Here is an 18920-nt window from a genome sequence, read left to right as displayed (position 1 = left end):
CGCGCTCCGACACTCGCTCCGTTCGAAGGATCCCCATGACACGTCCACAGAAGCGCTTCACGCAGCTCATCGAGGAGATCGATCGCACCCCGTGGGGTCCGGCGGAGCAGGCGCTGGTGGCGGATGCCGTCGCACTCGCCGTCGAGCTCGGCGACGAGCGGCTCGAGTACGAGGCGCGGATGCGGCAGACCGCGTCCGCGAACATGAACGGCGCGACCGACGTCATGCTCAACTCCTTCGCGTGGTGCCTCGCCCGGCACGACGCCGACCCGCAGCGGTTCCCCGCCGACCTCGAGTACGGCGGCGCCGATCTGATGTGGCAGTTCAAGTGGATGGCGTCCTCTCTGCGTTCGTCTCCTGCCTTCTCGGTCGAGCAGATCGCGGCGGTGCTCGATGACATGGAGACGCACTACCGCGCTGCCGGGCTCGGCATGAGCGGAGTGCTCACGGCACGATTCGAGGACGCGTGGGATGCCGGGCGCATCGACGACGCCGAGGCGCTGCGTGTGCAGCTGGAGGCCACGCCCCGCGACGACCACAGCCACTGCGACGCGTGCGGGCGCAGCCAGTTCGCCGGGTTCTTCGCGGAGACCGATCGAGACGCCGAGGCCATTCGCCTCGTCGAGGAGATGCTCGAGGGCGGATTCTCGTGCGGCGAGGAGCCGGAGCACGCCCTGTCGCGCGTGCTCGTGCCCTACCTGCGCGCCGGGCGCCTCGACGAGGCGAAGAGCGCGCATCTGCGCAGCTACCGTCTCGCCAAGGACAACCCCGACAACCTGCGGATCGTGGCCAACAACATCGTGTTCGCCGCCCTCACGGGCAATGAGGCGAGGGCGCTCGCGCAGGTCGAGCGGCACATCGCCTGGCTCGCACACGACGGGCTCAACGTCGACGCGCACTTCGCCGCGCTGGCCGCATTCGCGTTCGCGCTCGACCGCGTCACCGCGGCAGGCCACGGCGACGCCCCGGTGCGCGGCGCCGACTCTCCCGCACTCACCGCGTTCTTCGGCGAGCACGACGGAACGTGGGGCGCAGCCGAGCTCGCCGCCGCCGCATGGGCAGCTGCCGAGCGGATCGGCTCTGAGTTCGATCGCCGCGACGGCACCGAGGGCCACGCGCGCAGCCTCGCCCGCATGCGCGCTCTCGCGGACGAGCACTACGACGTGCCGATCAGGTCGGATGCGTTCGCCGCCGCCCCGGACGCGACCACCCCCGGCGACCCGGACGCGTGGTTCGACCGTGTCATGGATCTCGCCCAGTTCGGAGCGGAGCACGAGACGCTGCAGGCTCTGCCGCACGCTCTCGGAGTCGAGGATCCCTCGAAGCTCGCTCAGCTCATGTCGATGCGCCTCGGCATCCTCATCGCCCTCGACCGCGCCGACGAGGCCGCCGACCTGCTGCCCGCACGGATCGATGCCCTGCGCGCCGCCGGCCTCGACGCCCAGGCCGACCTCGAGCAGCGCCTCGGGCTCGCGACCTTCGGGCTGAACACCGCCGATGCCGCGGCGGCACTCGAGGACGAGCTCGCGAATGCGGAGTCCCTCCCGGCGTGGTCCCGCGGAGATGTGGCGATCAGCCGGGCGTCCCTGCACATGCAGGCCGACGAAGCGGATGCGGCACTCGACATGGCCGAGATCGCTGCCCGAGCGTTCGCCGACGCCGACGATGTGCGCCTCTCGAACACGACGACGCTCGTCGCCATCGCGGCGGTGCTGCAGAAGGGCGACATCGAGGCGGCATCCGCTCTGCTCGATCGCTTCCTTGCCCAGGACGATCTCAGCGTCGGCCACCGCGCACAGGCGCTGCAGACGCGTGCCAGGGTGCGCGGCGGCAGCGAGGACTACGCGGAGGGCGCGGCGGATGCCGATGAGGCGTCGCGTCTCCTGGCCGGGCTCGGTGCCTCGACGGCTCTGGCCACAGCGCACCTGCTCGCCGGGGCTCTCTGGGAAGACGCCGGCGACCCTGAGAAGGCCGTCGCCCGCTACCGCGTCACCTCGCGTCTCGTCGCCCAGGAGGGTGGCGATCAGGCCGGGGCTGACTTCCGCCTCGCCCGGGCGATGCTCGCCGCGGGTGATGCCGAGGTGGCCGCCGAACTCTTCGGTCAGGTCCTCGAGCGCGAGGAGAAGGCCGAGGTGCCTGCCGCCTCTCGCGCGATGACGGCATCGCTGCTCGCTCGCGCCCTCGGCTCGGCCGGCGAGTTCGGTCAGGCGGTCGGCGCGTTCGGCTATGCGGCCGACCTCTTCGGCGAAGCGGAAGAGCACGCCGACCAGGCCATGACGCTGACCGAGCGCGCGAAGATCCTCGCCCGATTCGACGAGCACGACGAGGCGATCGAGTCGCTCGAAACCGCATCCGAGATCGTGCGGAAGGCCCCCGAGGCGATCGGCGCCCTCGCCGACGTGCTGCACAACCTCGGCCAGGCCTACAGCGCGAAGCAGGACGACCGCGCCTTCGCGCTGTTCGACGAGGTCGCAGCGCTCGCGCAGGAGCACGAGGCGGGGTGGCTGCTGGCCGACGTGACCGACTCGCGAGGTCGGGCGCTCGCTCAGTTCGGCCGCATCGATGAGGCCGTGGCCGCGGCACTGACGGCAGCCGACGGATTCGCCGGGATCGGGGATGCAGGTTCGGCCGGAGGTTCAGAGCTGTTCGCCGCCCGCCTGCTCGCCGGCGACGACCGCGCGGCTGACGCCGTGCCGATCTACCGCAGCGCTCTCGAGCACGCGGTGGACCACCCGCCGCTCCGGCAGGTGTCGGCACTCGAGCTCGGCAACGTGCTCGAGGCGCTCGGTCGCCAGGTCGAGGCGGCCGAGGTGCGCGCGCTCATCGAGAGCTAGGCTCTGCGCCGCACGCGACGGTCGGATGCTGCGCTCAGAGGAACTGACGCCAGTTCGCGCGTGCGAGGTCGAGCAGTTCGTCGCCCTTGCCCGACATGACCGTGCGGATCGCATACAGCGCGAAGCCCTTGACCTGCGCGGCCTCGATCGCCGGCGGCATCGACAGCTCCTGCCGTTCGGTGACGACATCGAGCAGCGCGGGGCCGTCATGTGCGAGCACCTCGCGGACGGCATCCGGCAGATCTTCGCTGTTCTCGACGCGGCGGGCGAAGATGCCCATGGCCTCGGCGATCGCCGCGAAGCTCGGGTTGTCGAGCGCGGTGCCGTAGTTCACGAAGCCGGCGGCCTTCATCTCGAGTTCGACGAAGTTCAGAGACGAGTTGTTCACGACGATCGTCTTCACGGGGAGCTTGTTCTGGGTGAGAGTGAGCAGCTCCCCCAGCATCATCGCGAGCCCGCCGTCGCCGGCGAGGGCGATCACCTGCCTGTCAGGATGCGAGACCTGCGCGCCGATGCCGTGCAGCAGGGCGTTGGCCATCGAGCCGTGCGTGAAAGAGCCGATCAGCCGTCGGTTCTCGGTCATCGACAGATAGCGGGCTGCCCACACGGTCGGCGAACCCACATCCGCGGTGAACACCGCGTCATCCGCCGCCTGCTCGTCGAGCAGCCGGGCGAGGTACTGCGGGTGGATCGGCCGACCGGCCTTCGTGGGAGTCGCGAGGTCGTCGAGCTTCGCCCTGGTCTTGCGGTAGTGCGCTGTCGAGTCGTCGAGGTGATCGCGATCGCTCTTCTCGGCGAGGCGCGGCAGCAGCGCCTCGGCGGTCGCACGGACATCTCCGACCAGACCGAGATCGAGCGGATGCCGCTTGCCGAGCTGCGATCCACGGATGTCGACCTGGATGGTCTTCGCGTGCTCGGGGTAGAACTGCTCGTAGGGGAAGTCGCTGCCCAGCACCAGCAGAGTGTCGGCCGCCTCCATCGCCCGGTAGCCGGAGGCGAAGCCGAGCAGACCCGTCATGCCGACGTCGAACGGATTGTCGTACTCGATGAACTCCTTGCCGCGGAGCGCGTGCACGATCGGGGCGCCGAGGCGATCAGCCAGGGCGATGACTTCGTCGTGGGCACCCTCGACACCCGCTCCGGCGAGGATCGTGGTCTTCTTCGAGGCGTTGAGCAGAGTCGCCGCCCGGGCGAGCTCGTCGCCGCTCGGCACGATCACCGGGTGGGACCGCTCGATCACCACGGCGCGGTCGTCGGCGATCTCCGCCAGGGCGACGTCGCCGGGGATCACGAGCACCGCGACCCCGCGCTGCTCGATCGCGGCGCGCATCGCGATCTCGAGAAGGCGAGGCATCTGCTTCGGGTCTGCGACGTACTCGACGTAGACGCTGCACTCGCGGAAGAGCTCCTGCGGGTGGGTCTCCTGGAAGTACCCCGTGCCGATCTCGGTCGTGGGGATGTGCGCCGCGATCGCGAGCACGGGGACTCGCGATCGGTTGGCGTCGTAGAGGCCGTTGATCAGGTGCAGGTTGCCCGGCCCGCACGAGCCGGCGACGACGGCGAGGTCGCCCGTGAGCGCAGCATCCGCCGCCGCTGCGAAAGCGGCTGACTCCTCATGTCGCACGTGCACCCATCGGATGCCGCCGTCCTTTCGGAGGGCGTCGGTGAACCCGTTGAGGGAGTCACCCGGAAGGCCGTAGACACGGTCGATCCCGTTGGCGCGGAGGGTCTTGACGATGTTCGCTGCGACGGTTGCCATGCTTCCAACCTACGCCCGGAGGCCGGTCCGGGGGTCGGTCCGGAGACTTGCCCTGGAGACGACGGAGGGGCGGATGCCGCAGCATCCGCCCCTCCCCCGTACAGACGCTCAGCCGATGCGGATGAGCTTCTTGTTGACGAACTCGTCGGCGGCGAGATGCCCCAGCTCGCGCGAGGTGCCGCTGCGCTTGATGCCGCCGAACGGCAGCTCGGGGCTGTCGGCCAGCACGAGGTTGACGTAGACCATGCCCGCCTCGATGTTGTCGGCGACGCGCTCGGCCTGCTCGGCGTCGGTGGTGAAGACGTACGAGCCGAGGCCGAAGGTCGTGTCGTTCGCGAGGGCGACGGCTGCGTCCTCGTCGGCGACCCGGTAGACGACCGCAGCGGGGCCGAAGAGCTCCTCGCGGTAGACGTTCATCTCGGGGGTGACGTCGGCGAGCACGGTCGGCGCGAAGAACGCTCCGTCGCGCGTGCCGCCGGTCAACAGCGTCGCTCCCTGCTCGACGGCCTGGTCGATCTGCTTCTGCAGGTTCTCGGCCGCCGTCTCAGACGAGACAGGGCCGAGCACGGTGTCGTCGAGCATCGGGTCGGTCGCCGTCACCGATGCCATCGCCGCGGTGAACTTCTCGACGAACTCGTCGTACAGGCCGTCGACGATGATGAAGCGCTTCGCGCCGTTGCACGCCTGACCGTTGTTGTCGAGACGCGCGTCGACGCCGGCCTGCACCGTGGCGTCGAGGTCGTCGGTCGAGAGCACGATGAACGGGTCGGATCCGCCCAGCTCGAGCGCGACCTTCTTGAGGTTGCGTCCGGCGATCTCGGCGACCGCGGCGCCTGCGCGCTCCGAGCCCGTGAGCGAGACGCCCTGCACGCGCGGGTCGGCGATCATGTCGGCGATCTGGTCGTTCGTCGCGAGGACGTTCTGGTAGGCGCCCTTCGGGAATCCGGCGTCGTGGTAGATCGCCTCGATCGCGGTCGACGACTCGGGGCACTGCGGCGCGGGCTTGAGCAGAATGGTGTTGCCGACGATGAGGTTCGGAGCCGCGAAGCGCACGATCTGGTAGGCCGGGAAGTTCCACGGCATGATGCCGACGAGCGGTCCGAGCGACGACCGACGCACGATCGCCGACCCCTCTCCGAGGATGGCGATCGGCTGGTCGGCCATGATCGCCTCGGCCTGGTCGGCGTAGTACTCGGCGATGTCGGCGACGAAGTCGACCTCTCCGAGGGCTGCCTCGCGGGGCTTGCCCATCTCGCGCACGAACACGTCGGCGAGCTCCTCGCGGCGTTCGCGGTGCAGCTCGGCCGCACGGCGGAGGAGCGCTGCGCGCTCGGCGACGGTCGAGGAACGCGACCAGTCACGATGCGCGGCGTCGGCGGCCGCCACGGCCTCCTCGATCTGTGCATCCGTGAACGTGTCGAAGGACGCCAGCGTCTCTCCGGTGGCGGGGTTGATGACGGCGTAATCGGTCATGTCGAGTCCTCTCATTTTGTCGGTCTGGGCCCTTCGACAGGCTCAGGGACCCAGACCGGAGGTGGTGGTCAGGAGATCGGGATCAGCGTGTACTTGGTGGACAGGTACTCGTGGATGCCCTCGAGACCGCCTTCACGGCCGACGCCGGACTGCTTGACGCCACCGAACGGTGCCGCGGCGTTCGACACGACGCCCACGTTGAGACCCATCATGCCGGTCTCGAGCTTGTCGATCATGCGCTGACCGCGCTGCAGGTTCTCGGTGAACACGTACGACACGAGCCCGTACTCGGTGTCGTTCGCGAGACGCACCGCGTCGTCCTCGGTGTCGAAGGTCGCGATCGCGAGCACCGGTCCGAAGATCTCCTCGCGGAGGATCGCCGAGCCTGCGACGACGTCGGTGAGGACGGTGGGCTCATAGAACGTGCCGGTGCCCTCGAGCGCCTTGCCGCCCGCGAGCAGCGTGGCGCCTCGTTCGACGGCGTCATCGACGAGTTCTCCCGCCTTCGCGACAGCGCCCTCGTCGATGAGCGGGCCGATCGCGACTCCGTCTTCCGTGCCGCGGCCGATCTTCATCGCCTTCACGCGCTCGGTGACCTTGCGGGCGAACTCGTCAGCGACGTCCTTGTGCACGATGAAGCGGTTGGCCGCGGTGCACGCCTGGCCGATGTTGCGGAACTTCGCCGCCAGTGCGCCGTCGACCGCCTTGTCGAGGTCGGCGTCGTCGAACACGACGAACGGGGCGTTGCCGCCGAGCTCCATCGAGACCCGCAGCACGCCCTCGGCGGCCTGGGCGATGAGCTTGCGTCCGACCTCGGTCGAGCCGGTGAACGACAGCTTGCGCAGCCGCGGGTCGGCGATGATCGGGGCCGACAGCGCCGACGACTTCGAGGTCTGCACGACGTTGACGACACCGGCCGGGAGGCCCGCCTTCTCGAGCAGCGAGGTGAAGAACATCGTCGTCAGGGGCGTGAGTGCCGGGGGCTTGATGACCACGGTGCAGCCGGCGGCCAGTGCCGGAGCGATCTTGCGCGTCGCCATCGCGAACGGGAAGTTCCACGGCGTCACGAAGAACGACGGGCCGACGGGCCGCTGCGAGACGACCATGTGGCCGGTGCCCTCGGGGTTGATGCCATAGCGACCGCTGATGCGCACCGCCTCCTCGCTGAACCAGCGCAGGAACTCGCCGCCGTAGGCGACCTCTCCCCGAGCCTCGGCGAGCGGCTTGCCCATCTCGAGGGTCATCAGCAGCGCGAGGTCCTCCTTGTGCTCCTGCACGAGGTCGAAGGCGCGGCGGAGGATCTCACTCCGGGTGCGCGGCGCTGTGGCCGCCCACGAGTCCTGCGCGGCGACCGCAGCATCCAGTGCCCGGATGCCGTCACCCGGCGTCGCGTCGGCGATCGTGCGGATGACCGCGCCGGTCGCCGGGTCCTGCACGTCGAACGTGCCGCCGTTCTCGCCGTCGATCCACTCTCCCCCGATGAAGAGGCCGGTGGGGATGCTGTCGAGCAGCGCCTGCTCAGTCTGAGTGCTCATGAATCTCTTTCTGTGTGAGGGAGGAATGCGGATGCCGCGGATCCGGTCAGCGTCTGCGGATGCTGGCAGGAGCATCCATGCTGAGCGTCTCGCCGCGGAAGAACGCCGGGCGCTTGATCGACTGCCAGATCATGATGATGATGCCGACCGCGATGATGCCGACGCCGAGGATGAACACGAGTCCGACTCCGCCGATGCTCGATCCGCTGCCGTACGCGGGGTCCATCGAGTCGATGAGCGTGGTCACGAACAGCACGGCGAGGATCGCGCCGCCGACGAGCGGGAACAGGAACGTGAAGAAGAAGCTCCTGGCCGAGTCGAACCACTGCTTGCGGAAATACCAGACGCACGCGAACGCGGTGAGCCCGTAGTAGAAGCAGATCATCATGCCGAGCGACAGGATCGTGTCGGTGAGGACGTTCTCGCTGACCAGGCGCATCACGGCGTAGAAGACGGACGCGACGACGGCCGACACGATCGTCGAGTAGCCGGGGGTGAAGAAGCGCGGGCTGACCCATGCGAACTTCTTCGGCAGGGCGCCGTAGTGCCCCATCGCCAGCAGCGTGCGGGCGGGGCCGACCGCGGTCGACTGCAGCGATGCCGCCGAGCTCGAGAGCACCGCGAGCGACACGAGGAACGCGAGCGGTCCGAGGATCGGATCCGACAGCGCGAAGAACACGTTCGCCGAGATGTCCTCGTTCGCGAGCCCGTAGTCACCCGTGCCGACACCGGCGAACATGATCAGACCGATCGCGATCAGCAGGTACAGGGCGACGACGACCACGACGGTGACCATCGCAGCGCGACCAGGGGTCTTCGCCGGATTCTTCGTCTCCTCGTTCATGGTGAGCACGACGTCCCAGCCCCAGAAGATGAAGATCGACAGCGACAGACCGGCGGCGAAGGCGCTGAAGGACGGCACCTCGAACGGGTTGAACCACGACCACGAGAACGCCGTGGGTTCAGGGGCATCGCCCGAGACGGCCTTGACGATCGCGACGGTGGCGAAGATCACCAGCACCAGCACCTGGAAGCCCACCAGGATGTACTGGAACTTCTGTGTCGTCTGCATGTCGCGGTACGACACCAGCGTCGCGCCGAGCATGAAGAGCAGGCAGACGACGACGTTGATGATGGGGTTGAAGGCGAGATCGGCGATCTCGGGATTTCCGCTGAGCTGAGCGATCAGGAGGAAGAGGAACTCGACGGCGATGCCGGCGAGGTTCGACAGCACGATCACGGTGGCCGCGATCAGGCCCCAGCCCGTCATCCAGCCGATCCAGGGGCCGAAGGCACGCACGCCCCAGGTGAAGGAGGTTCCGGAGTCCGGCATCATGCGGTTGAGCTCGCGATAGCCGAACGCGGTCAGGAGCATCGGGATGAAGCCGACGAGGATGATCGCCGGCACCTGCGTGCCGACTTCGGCGACGGTCGGACCGAGGGATGCGGTGAGGGTGTAGGCCGGGGCGATCGTGGAGACGCCGATGACGACGGCTCCGATGACTCCGACGGCCCCTGCTCGCAGACCCTTCTGCGAGATGCCGGTCGTCACACCGGATGCGGGCTCCGTCGCCCGGTTCGAGCTGCTCATCAGCGGACTCCTGCTTCGGCGCGGGTGCGCGGGACGACGATCATGGGCACGGGCAGTTCGTGCAGCATCTTCGCTGCGGTCGAGCCCAGGAACAGGCGGCGCGGCTGCGCCAGACGGCTGGAACCGACGAGGACGACCTCGCCGGGCAGCCACGTGAGATTCGCGACGGCGTCTTCGACCGTGTCGCCGGGGGCCTCTTCGACCTCGGCCTTCAGTTCTTCGGGCAGCAGCCCCTTGGCCACCTCGAGCACTTCGCTCGCGTGCTCGTCGCCGACCACGCGGATCGCGCCGGTGTCGAGACCGGGCGGCACGTCGAACGGCACGAGTGAGACCAGCCGCAGACCGACGCGCGACTCGGTCGCGATCGCGGCAGCCTCGTCGAGGAGGTTGTCGGCGCCGGCGCGGTTGCCGACCGCCACCGTGACCCGAGGAAGCACATGGTCGTCCTGCTCCGCCGTCCCTGCCGGGGCGAGTGCGACGGGGATCGTCGACGAGTGCAGCAGCTCGGAGGCCACGCTGCCGAGGCGGTGACGGCCGAAGATGCTGCCACCGGCGGTGCCGATGACGATCAGGCGCGCGTCGAACTCCTCACCGGCGGCGATGAGCCCTTCGGCGAACGACTCGCCGAAGCGCACGTGGCCGGTGCGGGTGAGCTCCTGCGGCAGTCTGACGACGGCGTCCTCGAGCCATTCCTTCGCCTGTCGCCGGATGTGCTCCTCGTACGCGCGCTCCGGCGGAACCGCAGCACTGCGGGTGCCCTCGGAGGGCAGCACGATCACCAGGTGCAGGACAGCACCGAGGCTGCGGGCGAGCCGAGCGCCGAGCGCAGCGGCATCCGCTCCCGCATCCGTCGCCGTGTAGCCGACGACGACCGCGCCGGTCATCAGCCGACCTCGGCGGTGTCGCCGGTGGCGCGAGTGGCTTCGACGATGCTCGATGCGACGAGGTGCCCCATGCGGATCGCGCCGTCGACGTGCTGGTAGCCGGCTCCTGCCATGTCGCTGCAGGCGAAGTGGATGGGTCCGACGGCCGAGCGCAGGTCGGCGCCATAGCGGTGCAGGCCGCCCATGTCGAAGCTCGCCGCATACGCGCCGCGCGTCCACTCCTCGGTGCCCCAGTCGCTCTCGTAGTAGACCACGGGGTTCTTCGCCTCGTCGCCGTAGTAGTGCGAGAGGGACTCGAGGATGCGCTGCTTGCGCTCCTCGGCCGACAGCGTGAACAGGTCGTCGGCGTTCTGGTCGCTCACGAAGCCGACCAGGGTGCCGCGCTCGTCGCCGTGGTTGGTGTTGTCGTACGCCTCGTGCGCGAGCTCGTAGGGGCTGAACGCGGTGCCGCTGAGGCCCTGTTCGCGCCAGAACGGGCGGTCGTACACGGCGTGCACCTTGATGACGAAGCCCATCGAGATGTGCTGGTGCATCTGGTGCTGTCGACGCGGCAGCGGCGGCACGAAGGCGATGCGGCTGTAGAGCACCGGAGCGTGCGCGAGGATCGCGAAGCGGGCGCGCACGGTGGTGTCGTCGGTGGTCGCGATGACCGACGACTGGGCTCCCGAGCCTTCCGAGGCGCTCCACTCGAGCGAGCGCACCGGCTGGTTCAGCAGCACGTCGTCTCCGAGGCGCTCCGCGAGCAGCAGCGGCACCTTCTGCAGGCCGCCGACGACGCGCTTGTCGAGGATGAAGTCGGCGTCGACGAGGTTCGAGTACGAACCGGCGGATGCCGCCATCAGCAGCGACTGCAGCAGCGAGAACGAGTGCGTGGGCTTGGTGAGCATCGCGGATCCGGTGGCGAAGGCCAGGTTGCGCACGGCCTCGTCGTCGTCGGTCTGCGCCCGCAGCCAGGCGTCCCACGTGACCGAGTCCCACTCTTCGGCCTGCGCGTGCGCCCAGGGCCGGTCGGGATCGATCTCGGCGACCATGGCGTCGAGGCGCTCGGTGATCTCGGCGATGACGGCCTCGGTCTCGGCGGACACCGGGAACATCTCGCCCGTGAAGCGATGCGTCTGTCCGTCGGGGCCGACGTACACGCTGTCGCCTTCGCGATAGCGGCTGTAGGTCTCGAGCCCCAGCTCCTCGATCGTGTCCTTCAGGGCATCCTGATCGGGCGAGACCCACTGGCCGCCGATCTCGAGCATGGCGCCGTCGATGACGTCGGTCCACAGGCGTCCGCCGACGCGGTCACGTGCTTCGAGGACGGCGACCGACAGTCCGGCCTTGCGCAGGTCGTTCGCGGCCGTGAGCCCTGCGGCTCCGGCTCCGACGATCAGCACGTCGCGAGTGATCTCAGCCATCTGCTTCTCCTTCGTTGGAAATGTGTGTGCCGGCCGCGACTCGAAATCCCCCGATCCTCGTCGCGGCCGGACGTGTGGTGGCGGTCGCGGCGAGCCGCTACCGCTGGTCTGTCAGGCCGCGTTCGCCGCGAGTGCGGCCGCGACGACGTCGAGGCCCTCGTTCAGCAGATCGTCGCCGATCGAGAGCGGAGGCAGGAAGCGGATGACGTTGCCGTAGGTGCCGCAGGTGAGCACGATGACGCCCTGGGCGACGCACGCCTTCGCGACGGCGGCGGTGAGTGCGGCATCCGGCGCGTTCGTCTCAGGGTTCACGAACTCGGCGGCGATCATCGCGCCGTGCCCGCGGATGTCGCCGATGCGGGCATCCTGCTGCTGCATGGCTGCGAGGCGCGTCGTGAGGATCTCTCCGATCTCGCGGGCCCGCTCGATCACGCCGTCGTTCTCGAAGACGTCGATCGCGGCCAGCGCTGCGGCACAGGCGATCGGGTTGCCGCCGTAGGTGCCGCCGAGGCCGCCCGCGTGCGAGGCGTCCATGATCTCGGAGCGTCCGGTGACCGCGGCGAGAGGCAGACCACCCGCGATGCCCTTGGCGGTCGTGATGAGGTCGGGCTCGATGCCGAAGATCTCGCTGGCGAACATGTGGCCGGTGCGGGCGAAGCCGGTCTGCACCTCGTCGGCGATGAAGACGACGCCATTGGCGCGGCACCAGTCGGCGATCGCCGGCAGGAAGCCTTCGGCCGGGACGATGAAGCCGCCCTCACCCTGGATGGGCTCGATGATGACCGCGGCGAGGTTGTCGGCGCCGATCTGCTTCTCGAGCTGCAGGATGACGCGGGCAGCGGCGTCGCCGCCCTCGAGTCCGTCGCGGAACGGGTACGACATCGGTGCGCGGTAGACCTCGGGGGCGAACGGCCCGAAGCCGCTCTTGTAGGGCATCGACTTGGCGGTCAGCGCCATAGTGAGGTTGGTGCGGCCGTGGTAACCGTGGTCGAAGGCGACGACCGCCTGGCGACCGGTGTGCTTGCGGGCGATCTTGATCGCGTTCTCGACGGCCTCGGCGCCCGAGTTGAACAGGGCGCTCTTCTTGGCGAAGTCACCGGGGGTGAGCCGGTTCAGTGCCTCGGCCACCTCGATGTACGACTCGTACGGAGAGATCATGAAGCAGGTGTGGGTGAACTGCGCGGCCTGCGCGGCCACTGCTGCGGCGATCTTGGGGTGCGCGTTTCCGACGGTCGTCACGGCGATGCCCGAGCCGAGGTCGATCAACGAGTTGCCGTCGGCGTCGACGACCACTCCTCCGCCGGCGGCGACGGCCGCAACCGGAACCGTATGCCCGACGCCCGCGGCGACGGCATCCGCCTTGCGCGCGAGGATCTCGGCCGAGCGGGGGCCGGGGAGTTCGGTCACGAGGCGACGCTCCTGGGGGAGGTCGGGTCCGCCGAGGGGGACTGCAACAGCTGCGGTGTCGAGGAGAGCCATGTTCGTGAGCGTACGGCCGGATCCGACACACGCGCATTCGCCCAGCTGTACAATCTCGTAGAGATCATCGCCCGACCGTACAACCCTGGTCCCGGCGGCGGGAGAGGAACGCGGGCATGGACGACACCGAGCAGCCCACTCTGCGCGCCCTGTTCCGACGTCGCGACCTCGGACTCGGCCTGATCTCGGACGAAGGCGACCTCCCCGCCGGCGCGCTCGATCGCCCCTTGCGCTGGGTGCACAGCTCCGACCTCGCCGACCCGACGCCGTTTCTCGCCGAGGACCTCGCCCTGCTCACCACCGGCACCCAGTTCGACGCCGGCACCGACTTCGACGTGTACGTGGGGCGACTCGCGGATCGCGGGGTGCTCGGCCTCGGCTTCGGCACGGACGTGCATCGCGCCGGGATCCCCGAGGAGCTGATCTTCGAGTGCGCGCGCCGCGGGACCCCGCTGTTCGAGGTGCCCTACCGCACACCGTTCATCGCGGTCGCCCGAGCGCACTCCGAGGCCATCGCCGCACAGGCCTACGCCCGCAGATCCTGGGCGCTCGACACCCAGCGCGCGCTGGCGCTGGCCGCACTGCGCCCCCGCGGCCTCGACGCGACCCTCGCCGAGCTCGGTCGCCGTCTCGGCGTCTGGGTCGGCATGTACGACGGGGCCGGCGCACTGCAGCTGTCACACCCCCGGTCAGCCGTGTCCGCGGGCCGTCTGACCGAACTCGGCGAACGCGTCACCGAGATCCTCACCCGCGGACTGGAAGCCGGGCAGTCGCTCACGATCGACGACCAGACGTTCACGCTCTTCACGGTCGGACGCGGAGGACACCTGCGGGGAGTGATCGCGTTGGCGGTCGACGCGCTCGACGCCGAGGCCCGCACGGTCGTGACGTCGGTGATCGCGATGGCCGGGCTCGCACTCGAGCAGAGCGACCAGCTCGCCCGCAGCAAGCGCCGGTTGAACTCGCAGCTGCTGAGCTCCCTGCTCGACGACGACCCGGCCCTCGCGCGCAAAGTGCTCGGGGGCATGCCGTCGGCGCCCGTCGTGGTGGCGATCGCCGCGGACGCCCCGACCGGCCCGTTCGCAGACTGGTGGGACCGCCGCCGCGCCGAGCACGGCACCGCGAGCTTCCTCGCCGAGTCCCCCGAGGGCGTCGTGCTCTGCCTGTCGACGGACGACGACGCACTGCTGGACGAGGTCGCCGCTCGGTTCGGCATCCGCATCGGTGCATCGGGCTCGGAGTCGTACGACGCGTTCTCGCGCGCACACGCTCAGGCGCTCGCGGCACTGCGCCAGCAGTCCGGCGCAGGGGTCTTCCACTTCGCCGACGCCGCAGGGTCCAGCATCCTCAGCGCGCTCGCGACCGACGAAGCCCGCCTGGTCGCCGAGTCGCGGCTCGCTCCCCTCCGCGACCACGACGCGCGATCGGGCGGCGACCTCGAACGCTCGCTGCGCACCTGGCTCGAGCACGATGCGAAAGCCGACCCCGCGGCCGCTGCCCTCGGCGTGCACCGTCACACGCTGCGGTCGCGGATCACTCAGGCCGGTGCCCTGCTCGGCAGCGATCTGTCATCGTTCCCCGCCCGCGCAGAGCTGTGGGCGCTGCTGCAGACCGCTCGGGACTAGCGCCGCCATCACCGCGACACTCCCCCGGTCCCCTCGCCGAGGTTGTCGGAGACGACCTCGAGCGCATGCGCGCGCGCCGTGACGGCATCCGCGCCCCGTTCCGTCGTGACGGCCGCGGCGAACACCTCGGCGAACACCAGATATGCGACGCGCGAGGTGTGCTCGAGCTCGTCGCGGAAGCTCACCCCGGTCGGAGCGATCACGAGCGACAGGGTGGCGGCCTCGGTCAGCGCCGACGAGGCGAACGACGTGAGGGCGATCACCGTCGCACCACCCCGGGCTGCCGCGGTCGCGACGCGCAGGCTCGCCTCGTTCGCGCCCGATCCGCTGACGATGAGGCAGACGTCGTCGGGCGTGAGGTGGCGTGCCGCGATCTGCTGCGCGATGGCATCCGCGATGAACTCCGCCGCGCGCCCCGAGGCGGTGAGCCGCATGGCGAGGTCGTTCGCGATGGGCGATGACAGACCGTTCGCGAGCACCAGCAGCCGGCAGGCGGATGCGGCGAGGCGCACGGCCTCGTCCACGGCATCCGCGTCGAGCAGGCTCGCGAGCGCCGGGAGGGATGCCGCGACGCGATCGATCTCGCCCCGCATCCGCCCGAGCGCGCCCGGTCCGTGGTCGATGCCCGCCTCCGCCGGCCCGCTGCCGAGTTCGGCGGCGAGCGCGACGCGCAGCTGCGGGTAGCCGCGGTAGCCGAAGCTCTGGCACGCGCGCACGACCGTGGCGCGGCCGACACCCGCTCGGTCGGCGAGTTCCTGGGCGGTCCATTCGACCACCGCCTCCGCCGACTCGACGATCAGCCCGGCGACGCGGCGTTCTGCGGGCTGCAGGGTGTTGAGCACCGCGGCGATTCGAGCGGTGGGCGGAGCGCTAGGCGAGAACACGGGTGCGGGCTCCCTCCATGATCCGGCGGCGGATCGCGCCGGAGACGGCATCGATCAGCATCGTGACAGCGACGACCACGATGAGCAGGACGCCCACCGTCGACCACTCACGGTACTGGGTATAGGAGGTGAGCATGTCACCGATTCCGCCGACGCCGATCAGACCGAGCACGGCCGACGAGCGCACGTTGATCTCGAAGCGGTACAGCCAGAACGACCAGAACGCGGGCTCGACCTGGGGCCAGACACCCCAGCGCAGCACCTGCAGGGTGCCACCCCCCGCCGCGCGTGCGGCCTCGATCGGCCCGCGGGGCACCGCCTCGACTGCTTCGTAGCCCCACTTGCCGAGCGTGCCGATGCCGTTGATCGCCAGCGCGAGCGCACCCGTGAACGGCGTGAGCCCCGTGACCGAGAGGATCACGATCGCGATGATGATCTCGGGAACAGCCCGGATGAGCGAGAACAGCCCGCGCAGCAGTGCGCGCAGCCAGGCGGGGCCGAAGCCGCGCGCGGCGAGCAGGCTGATGGGGGTCGCGAGCAGGATGCCGAGGATCGTGCCGACCCACGCCATCTCGATGCTGCGCCAGGTCTGCCAGAGCGCCTCGGGCAGCTTCTCCCAGTTCGGGCTGCCGAACATCAGGAACGTGTAGCGGACGATCTCCGCAGGCAGGTCGACGAGACGCGACCAGTTGATGTCGATCGACCAGAAGGCCAGCACGACGATGGCGGTGACGATGATCCATGAGGCGATGAGCCAGGGTCGGCGCGGCTTGTCCGGGATGACCGTGATGGCAGGTGGCGGAGTGAGCACGGTGGTCATACGAGTCTCCGTCGGATGGCGTCGGAGACGAGGTCGATCACGATGACGACGATGAGGATCTCCAGGATGATGAGCGAGAGCTGGTCGTAGCGGTAGAACGTGCGCACGGCGTCGATGAGCAGGCCCATGCCGCCGGCTCCGACCAGGCCGAGCACGGTGGAGGCGCGGACGTTGAGCTCGAAGACGTAGAGCGTCTGGTTCGCGAACGCCGGCCAGACATCCGGGAGCGCGAGTGTGCGGTTGATCTTCGTCTGCGTGGCGCCGACCGCGCGCCCGGCCTCGAGCGGACCCCGGTCATTGGTGTCGATCGCCTCCGAGACGAGCTTGACGATGATGCCGACGTTGAACAGCAGCAGCGCGAGGATGCCGGGGAGCGCGCCGACCCCGACCATCGCGACGAGGATCGCCGCGTACAGCAGGTCGGGGACACTGCGGATGACGTTCAGGATGCCGCGCACGATGACGCGCGCCGGAGCGTTCGGGTTGGTGGCGCGAGCCGCCCAGAAGCTCAGCGGCAGCGAGATCACCGCGCCGATCGCCGTCGCGATGACGGCCATCTGCAGCGTCTCGATGAGCGGCGGGAGCGTGCGCGGGAAGAAGCTCCAGTCGGGCATCAGCAGCTTGATGATCTTGTCGGCGCCGTTCTGCCAGTTGCGCGCGATCGCCGAGAGGTCGACACCGATGCCGATGCCGGGCAGGCACATCACGACGGTGATGGCGACGACCGCCAGCAGGATCACGGGCCCACGCCACGCGCCGGGGGGCCGCCGAGGTATCTCGAGCGGTGCCGGTGTCGCCTCGGTCATGTGTCGAGCCGATCGTCGGCGGTGAGGGATCGACCGTAGATGCTCTCGAAGTCGGCATCCGTCGCGCTCGCTGCCGGCCCGTCGTAGACGATCTTGCCCGCGCGCATGCCGATCATCCGTGCTCCGTATTCGCGGGCGAGGTCGAGCAGGTGCAGGTTGACCAGCACGGTGATGCCGAGGTCTCGGTTGATGCGGCGGAGGTCGTTCATGACACCGTGCGCGGTGGGCGGGTCGAGGCTCGCGACCGGCTCGTCGGCCAGGACGATGCGCGGCTCCTGCGCCAGTGCGCGTGCGATGGCGACGCGCTGCTGTTGCCCACCCGAGAGGTCGGATGCGCGCGAGTGCAGCTTCGGCAGGATGCCGACGCGGTCGAGCGCCTGGTAGGCCAGCTGGCGATCGTCCTCGGGATAGGCGCCCAGCAGGGTGCGCCACAGGGGCGTGTGGGCGAGACGCCCGACGAGCACGTTCTGCAGGACGCTCGCGCGGCCGGCGAGGTTGAACCCCTGGAACACCATCCCGATGTCGCCGCGCAGGCGCCGCAGGGTGCGGGGCGAGGCTCCGCTGACGCGGTGCTCGCCCACGTCCAGCGTTCCACTCGTCACCGGCACGAGGCCGTTGATCGTGCGGATGAGAGTGGACTTGCCCGAACCCGAGAGGCCGACGACAGCGACCATCTCTCCGGCGTCGATGTCGAGCGAGACGTGGTCGAGGCCGATCGTCCCGTTGGGGTATCGCACCGTGACGCCATCGAGACGGATGGACCACGGCGTGGACGCCGCAGCCTGGGCTGCGGCGTCCACGTGCTGGATCTGATCGGACAATTTACTGGAGCCCCAGGGCCTGGGCGGCGCGAGCGACGACGTCGAGCGAGTCGGGATCGGCAGGCGCGAGCTTCGTGATCGAGTAGATGCTCGTGAGGATCTCGGAGCCCTCCTCGGTGTTCGAGAAGTCCTCGAGAGCCGTGGAGATGCGGTCCTGCAGCTCGGGCGACAGGTCGGACGACAGGGCGACGCCGTCGTTCGGGATCTCCTCGGTCAGGGCGAAGACGACGACCTTCTGGCCCACGTCGGGGGTGTCCTTCTGAACGATCGTGCGGGCATCCCAGAAGCTGAAGCCGACCTCGGCGTCGCCGTTGTAGACCGCCAGCACCGAGGCGTCGTTCGCGGTCACGGGGATCTGCTCGATGTCGGTGTCGGTGTCGAGTCCCGCCTCCTGCAGCGCGAGGACCGGGTAGATGTAACCGGCGGGTGAGCCGGGTCCGAGCAGCGCGACCTTCGCTCCCTCGACCTTGTCGATGCTGTCGAGACCGGCAGGACCCGACATGGCGTCGGCGCCGTTGCAGAACAGCATCCCGTCGCGCTCGACCGGCACGTCGTCGCAGTACTTGTCGGGGTTGTTCGTCATGAACTGCGCGGGATAGGTGATGTTGCCGTTGCGCTCGGTCTGCAGCACGACCGATGCGTCGTACATGTCATTGGCCTGCCACAGCTGCAGAGACGGCAGGAATCCGATCTGCGCCTGACCGGCCCCCATCGCCTCGACCGCGGCCTGGTAGTCCTTGGAGACCACACCGGTGACCTCGATGCCGAGCTCCTCGGTGAGGTAGTCGGTGAGCGGTGCCGCGGTGTCGACGAGGCCGTCCTGGTCCTGCGAGGGCACCAGGGCGAGCACGAGGGACTCGGGATCGGCAGCGGGGGCGGCGGACTCGTCGGGCGCGGCCGTGTCGGTCGAGCAGCCGGTGAGCGCGACAGTGAGCAGGGCGCCTGCGGCGACGAGCCCCGCGGCGGTCCGGCGGAAGGGGGAGGTACGCATTGTCATCCTTCGATG

Annotated in this window: 14 protein-coding genes; 2 read left to right on the top strand and 12 right to left on the bottom strand. The window is 69.5% G+C overall.

Annotated elements, in window-relative coordinates; genetic code table 11:
* Positions 1–35 precede the first annotated feature (35 nt).
* Positions 36–2834, top strand: coding sequence for a tetratricopeptide repeat protein (locus ACLKOY_RS15855; RefSeq protein WP_436454496.1), 2799 nt, complete (start codon positions 36–38; stop codon positions 2832–2834).
* A gap of 34 nt (positions 2835–2868) precedes the next feature.
* Here the strand turns inward: ACLKOY_RS15855 and poxB are convergent, their stop codons facing one another.
* The 7 genes from poxB to gabT form a co-directional block, all read right to left on the bottom strand.
* Entirely contained in the window at positions 2869–4593 is a 1725-nt protein-coding gene (gene poxB / locus ACLKOY_RS15850) for a ubiquinone-dependent pyruvate dehydrogenase (protein ID WP_140037836.1), read from the bottom strand.
* 108 nt (positions 4594–4701) lie between these two features.
* Positions 4702–6066, bottom strand: a complete 1365-nt coding sequence (locus tag ACLKOY_RS15845; protein WP_436454495.1) for an NAD-dependent succinate-semialdehyde dehydrogenase — start codon at positions 6064–6066, stop codon at positions 4702–4704.
* Between the two features lie 68 nt (positions 6067–6134).
* A complete protein-coding gene (locus ACLKOY_RS15840) occupies positions 6135–7601 on the bottom strand; it encodes an NAD-dependent succinate-semialdehyde dehydrogenase (RefSeq protein ID WP_436454494.1) in 1467 nt (488 codons plus the stop codon).
* 46 nt (positions 7602–7647) lie between these two features.
* Entirely contained in the window at positions 7648–9192 is a 1545-nt protein-coding gene (locus ACLKOY_RS15835) for an APC family permease (RefSeq protein ID WP_363574802.1), read from the bottom strand.
* On the bottom strand, positions 9192–10076 hold the full coding sequence (locus tag ACLKOY_RS15830; protein WP_363574800.1) for a universal stress protein: 885 nt from the start codon (positions 10074–10076) through the stop codon (positions 9192–9194). Before ACLKOY_RS15830 ends, ACLKOY_RS15835 begins: the two co-directional genes overlap by 1 nt.
* A complete protein-coding gene (locus ACLKOY_RS15825) occupies positions 10076–11479 on the bottom strand; it encodes a flavin monoamine oxidase family protein (RefSeq protein WP_436454493.1) in 1404 nt (467 codons plus the stop codon). Before ACLKOY_RS15825 ends, ACLKOY_RS15830 begins: the two co-directional genes overlap by 1 nt.
* Before the next feature lie 111 nt (positions 11480–11590).
* Positions 11591–12958, bottom strand: coding sequence for a 4-aminobutyrate--2-oxoglutarate transaminase (gene gabT / locus ACLKOY_RS15820; RefSeq protein WP_436454492.1), 1368 nt, complete (start codon positions 12956–12958; stop codon positions 11591–11593).
* 116 nt (positions 12959–13074) lie between these two features.
* Here gabT and ACLKOY_RS15815 point away from each other — a divergent pair, with 116 nt between their 5' ends.
* Positions 13075–14583, top strand: a complete 1509-nt coding sequence (locus tag ACLKOY_RS15815) for a PucR family transcriptional regulator (RefSeq protein WP_436454491.1) — start codon at positions 13075–13077, stop codon at positions 14581–14583.
* An 8-nt stretch (positions 14584–14591) separates the two neighbouring features.
* Here the strand turns inward: ACLKOY_RS15815 and ACLKOY_RS15810 are convergent, their stop codons facing one another.
* From ACLKOY_RS15810 to phnD, 5 genes are read right to left on the bottom strand one after another with little or no spacing between them, the layout of a single operon-like run.
* Positions 14592–15425, bottom strand: coding sequence for a MurR/RpiR family transcriptional regulator (locus ACLKOY_RS15810; RefSeq protein WP_436454490.1), 834 nt, complete (start codon positions 15423–15425; stop codon positions 14592–14594).
* A gap of 28 nt (positions 15426–15453) precedes the next feature.
* Entirely contained in the window at positions 15454–16287 is an 834-nt protein-coding gene (gene phnE, locus ACLKOY_RS15805) for a phosphonate ABC transporter, permease protein PhnE (RefSeq protein ID WP_436454489.1), read from the bottom strand.
* Positions 16284–17093: a phosphonate ABC transporter, permease protein PhnE gene (gene phnE, locus ACLKOY_RS15800; protein WP_436454488.1), complete on the bottom strand. Its 810-nt coding sequence runs from the start codon at positions 17091–17093 to the stop codon at positions 16284–16286. Before phnE (ACLKOY_RS15800) ends, phnE (ACLKOY_RS15805) begins: the two co-directional genes overlap by 4 nt.
* Entirely contained in the window at positions 17090–17893 is an 804-nt protein-coding gene (gene phnC / locus ACLKOY_RS15795) for a phosphonate ABC transporter ATP-binding protein (protein WP_436454487.1), read from the bottom strand. Before phnC ends, phnE (ACLKOY_RS15800) begins: the two co-directional genes overlap by 4 nt.
* A 22-nt stretch (positions 17894–17915) precedes the next feature.
* The gene (gene phnD, locus ACLKOY_RS15790; protein WP_436454486.1) at positions 17916–18905 is read right to left on the bottom strand and encodes a phosphate/phosphite/phosphonate ABC transporter substrate-binding protein; all 990 of its coding nucleotides are present in this window, start codon (positions 18903–18905) and stop codon (positions 17916–17918) included.
* Between the last annotated feature and the right edge of the window lie 15 nt (positions 18906–18920).

It is taken from the genome of Microbacterium sp. K2, assembly GCF_051365005.1.
Taxonomy (GTDB): Bacteria; Actinomycetota; Actinomycetes; order Actinomycetales; family Microbacteriaceae; genus Microbacterium; species Microbacterium foliorum_B.
Note: the sequence above shows the minus strand (reverse complement) of the source record. Positions and strands in the feature narration are given on the sequence as shown.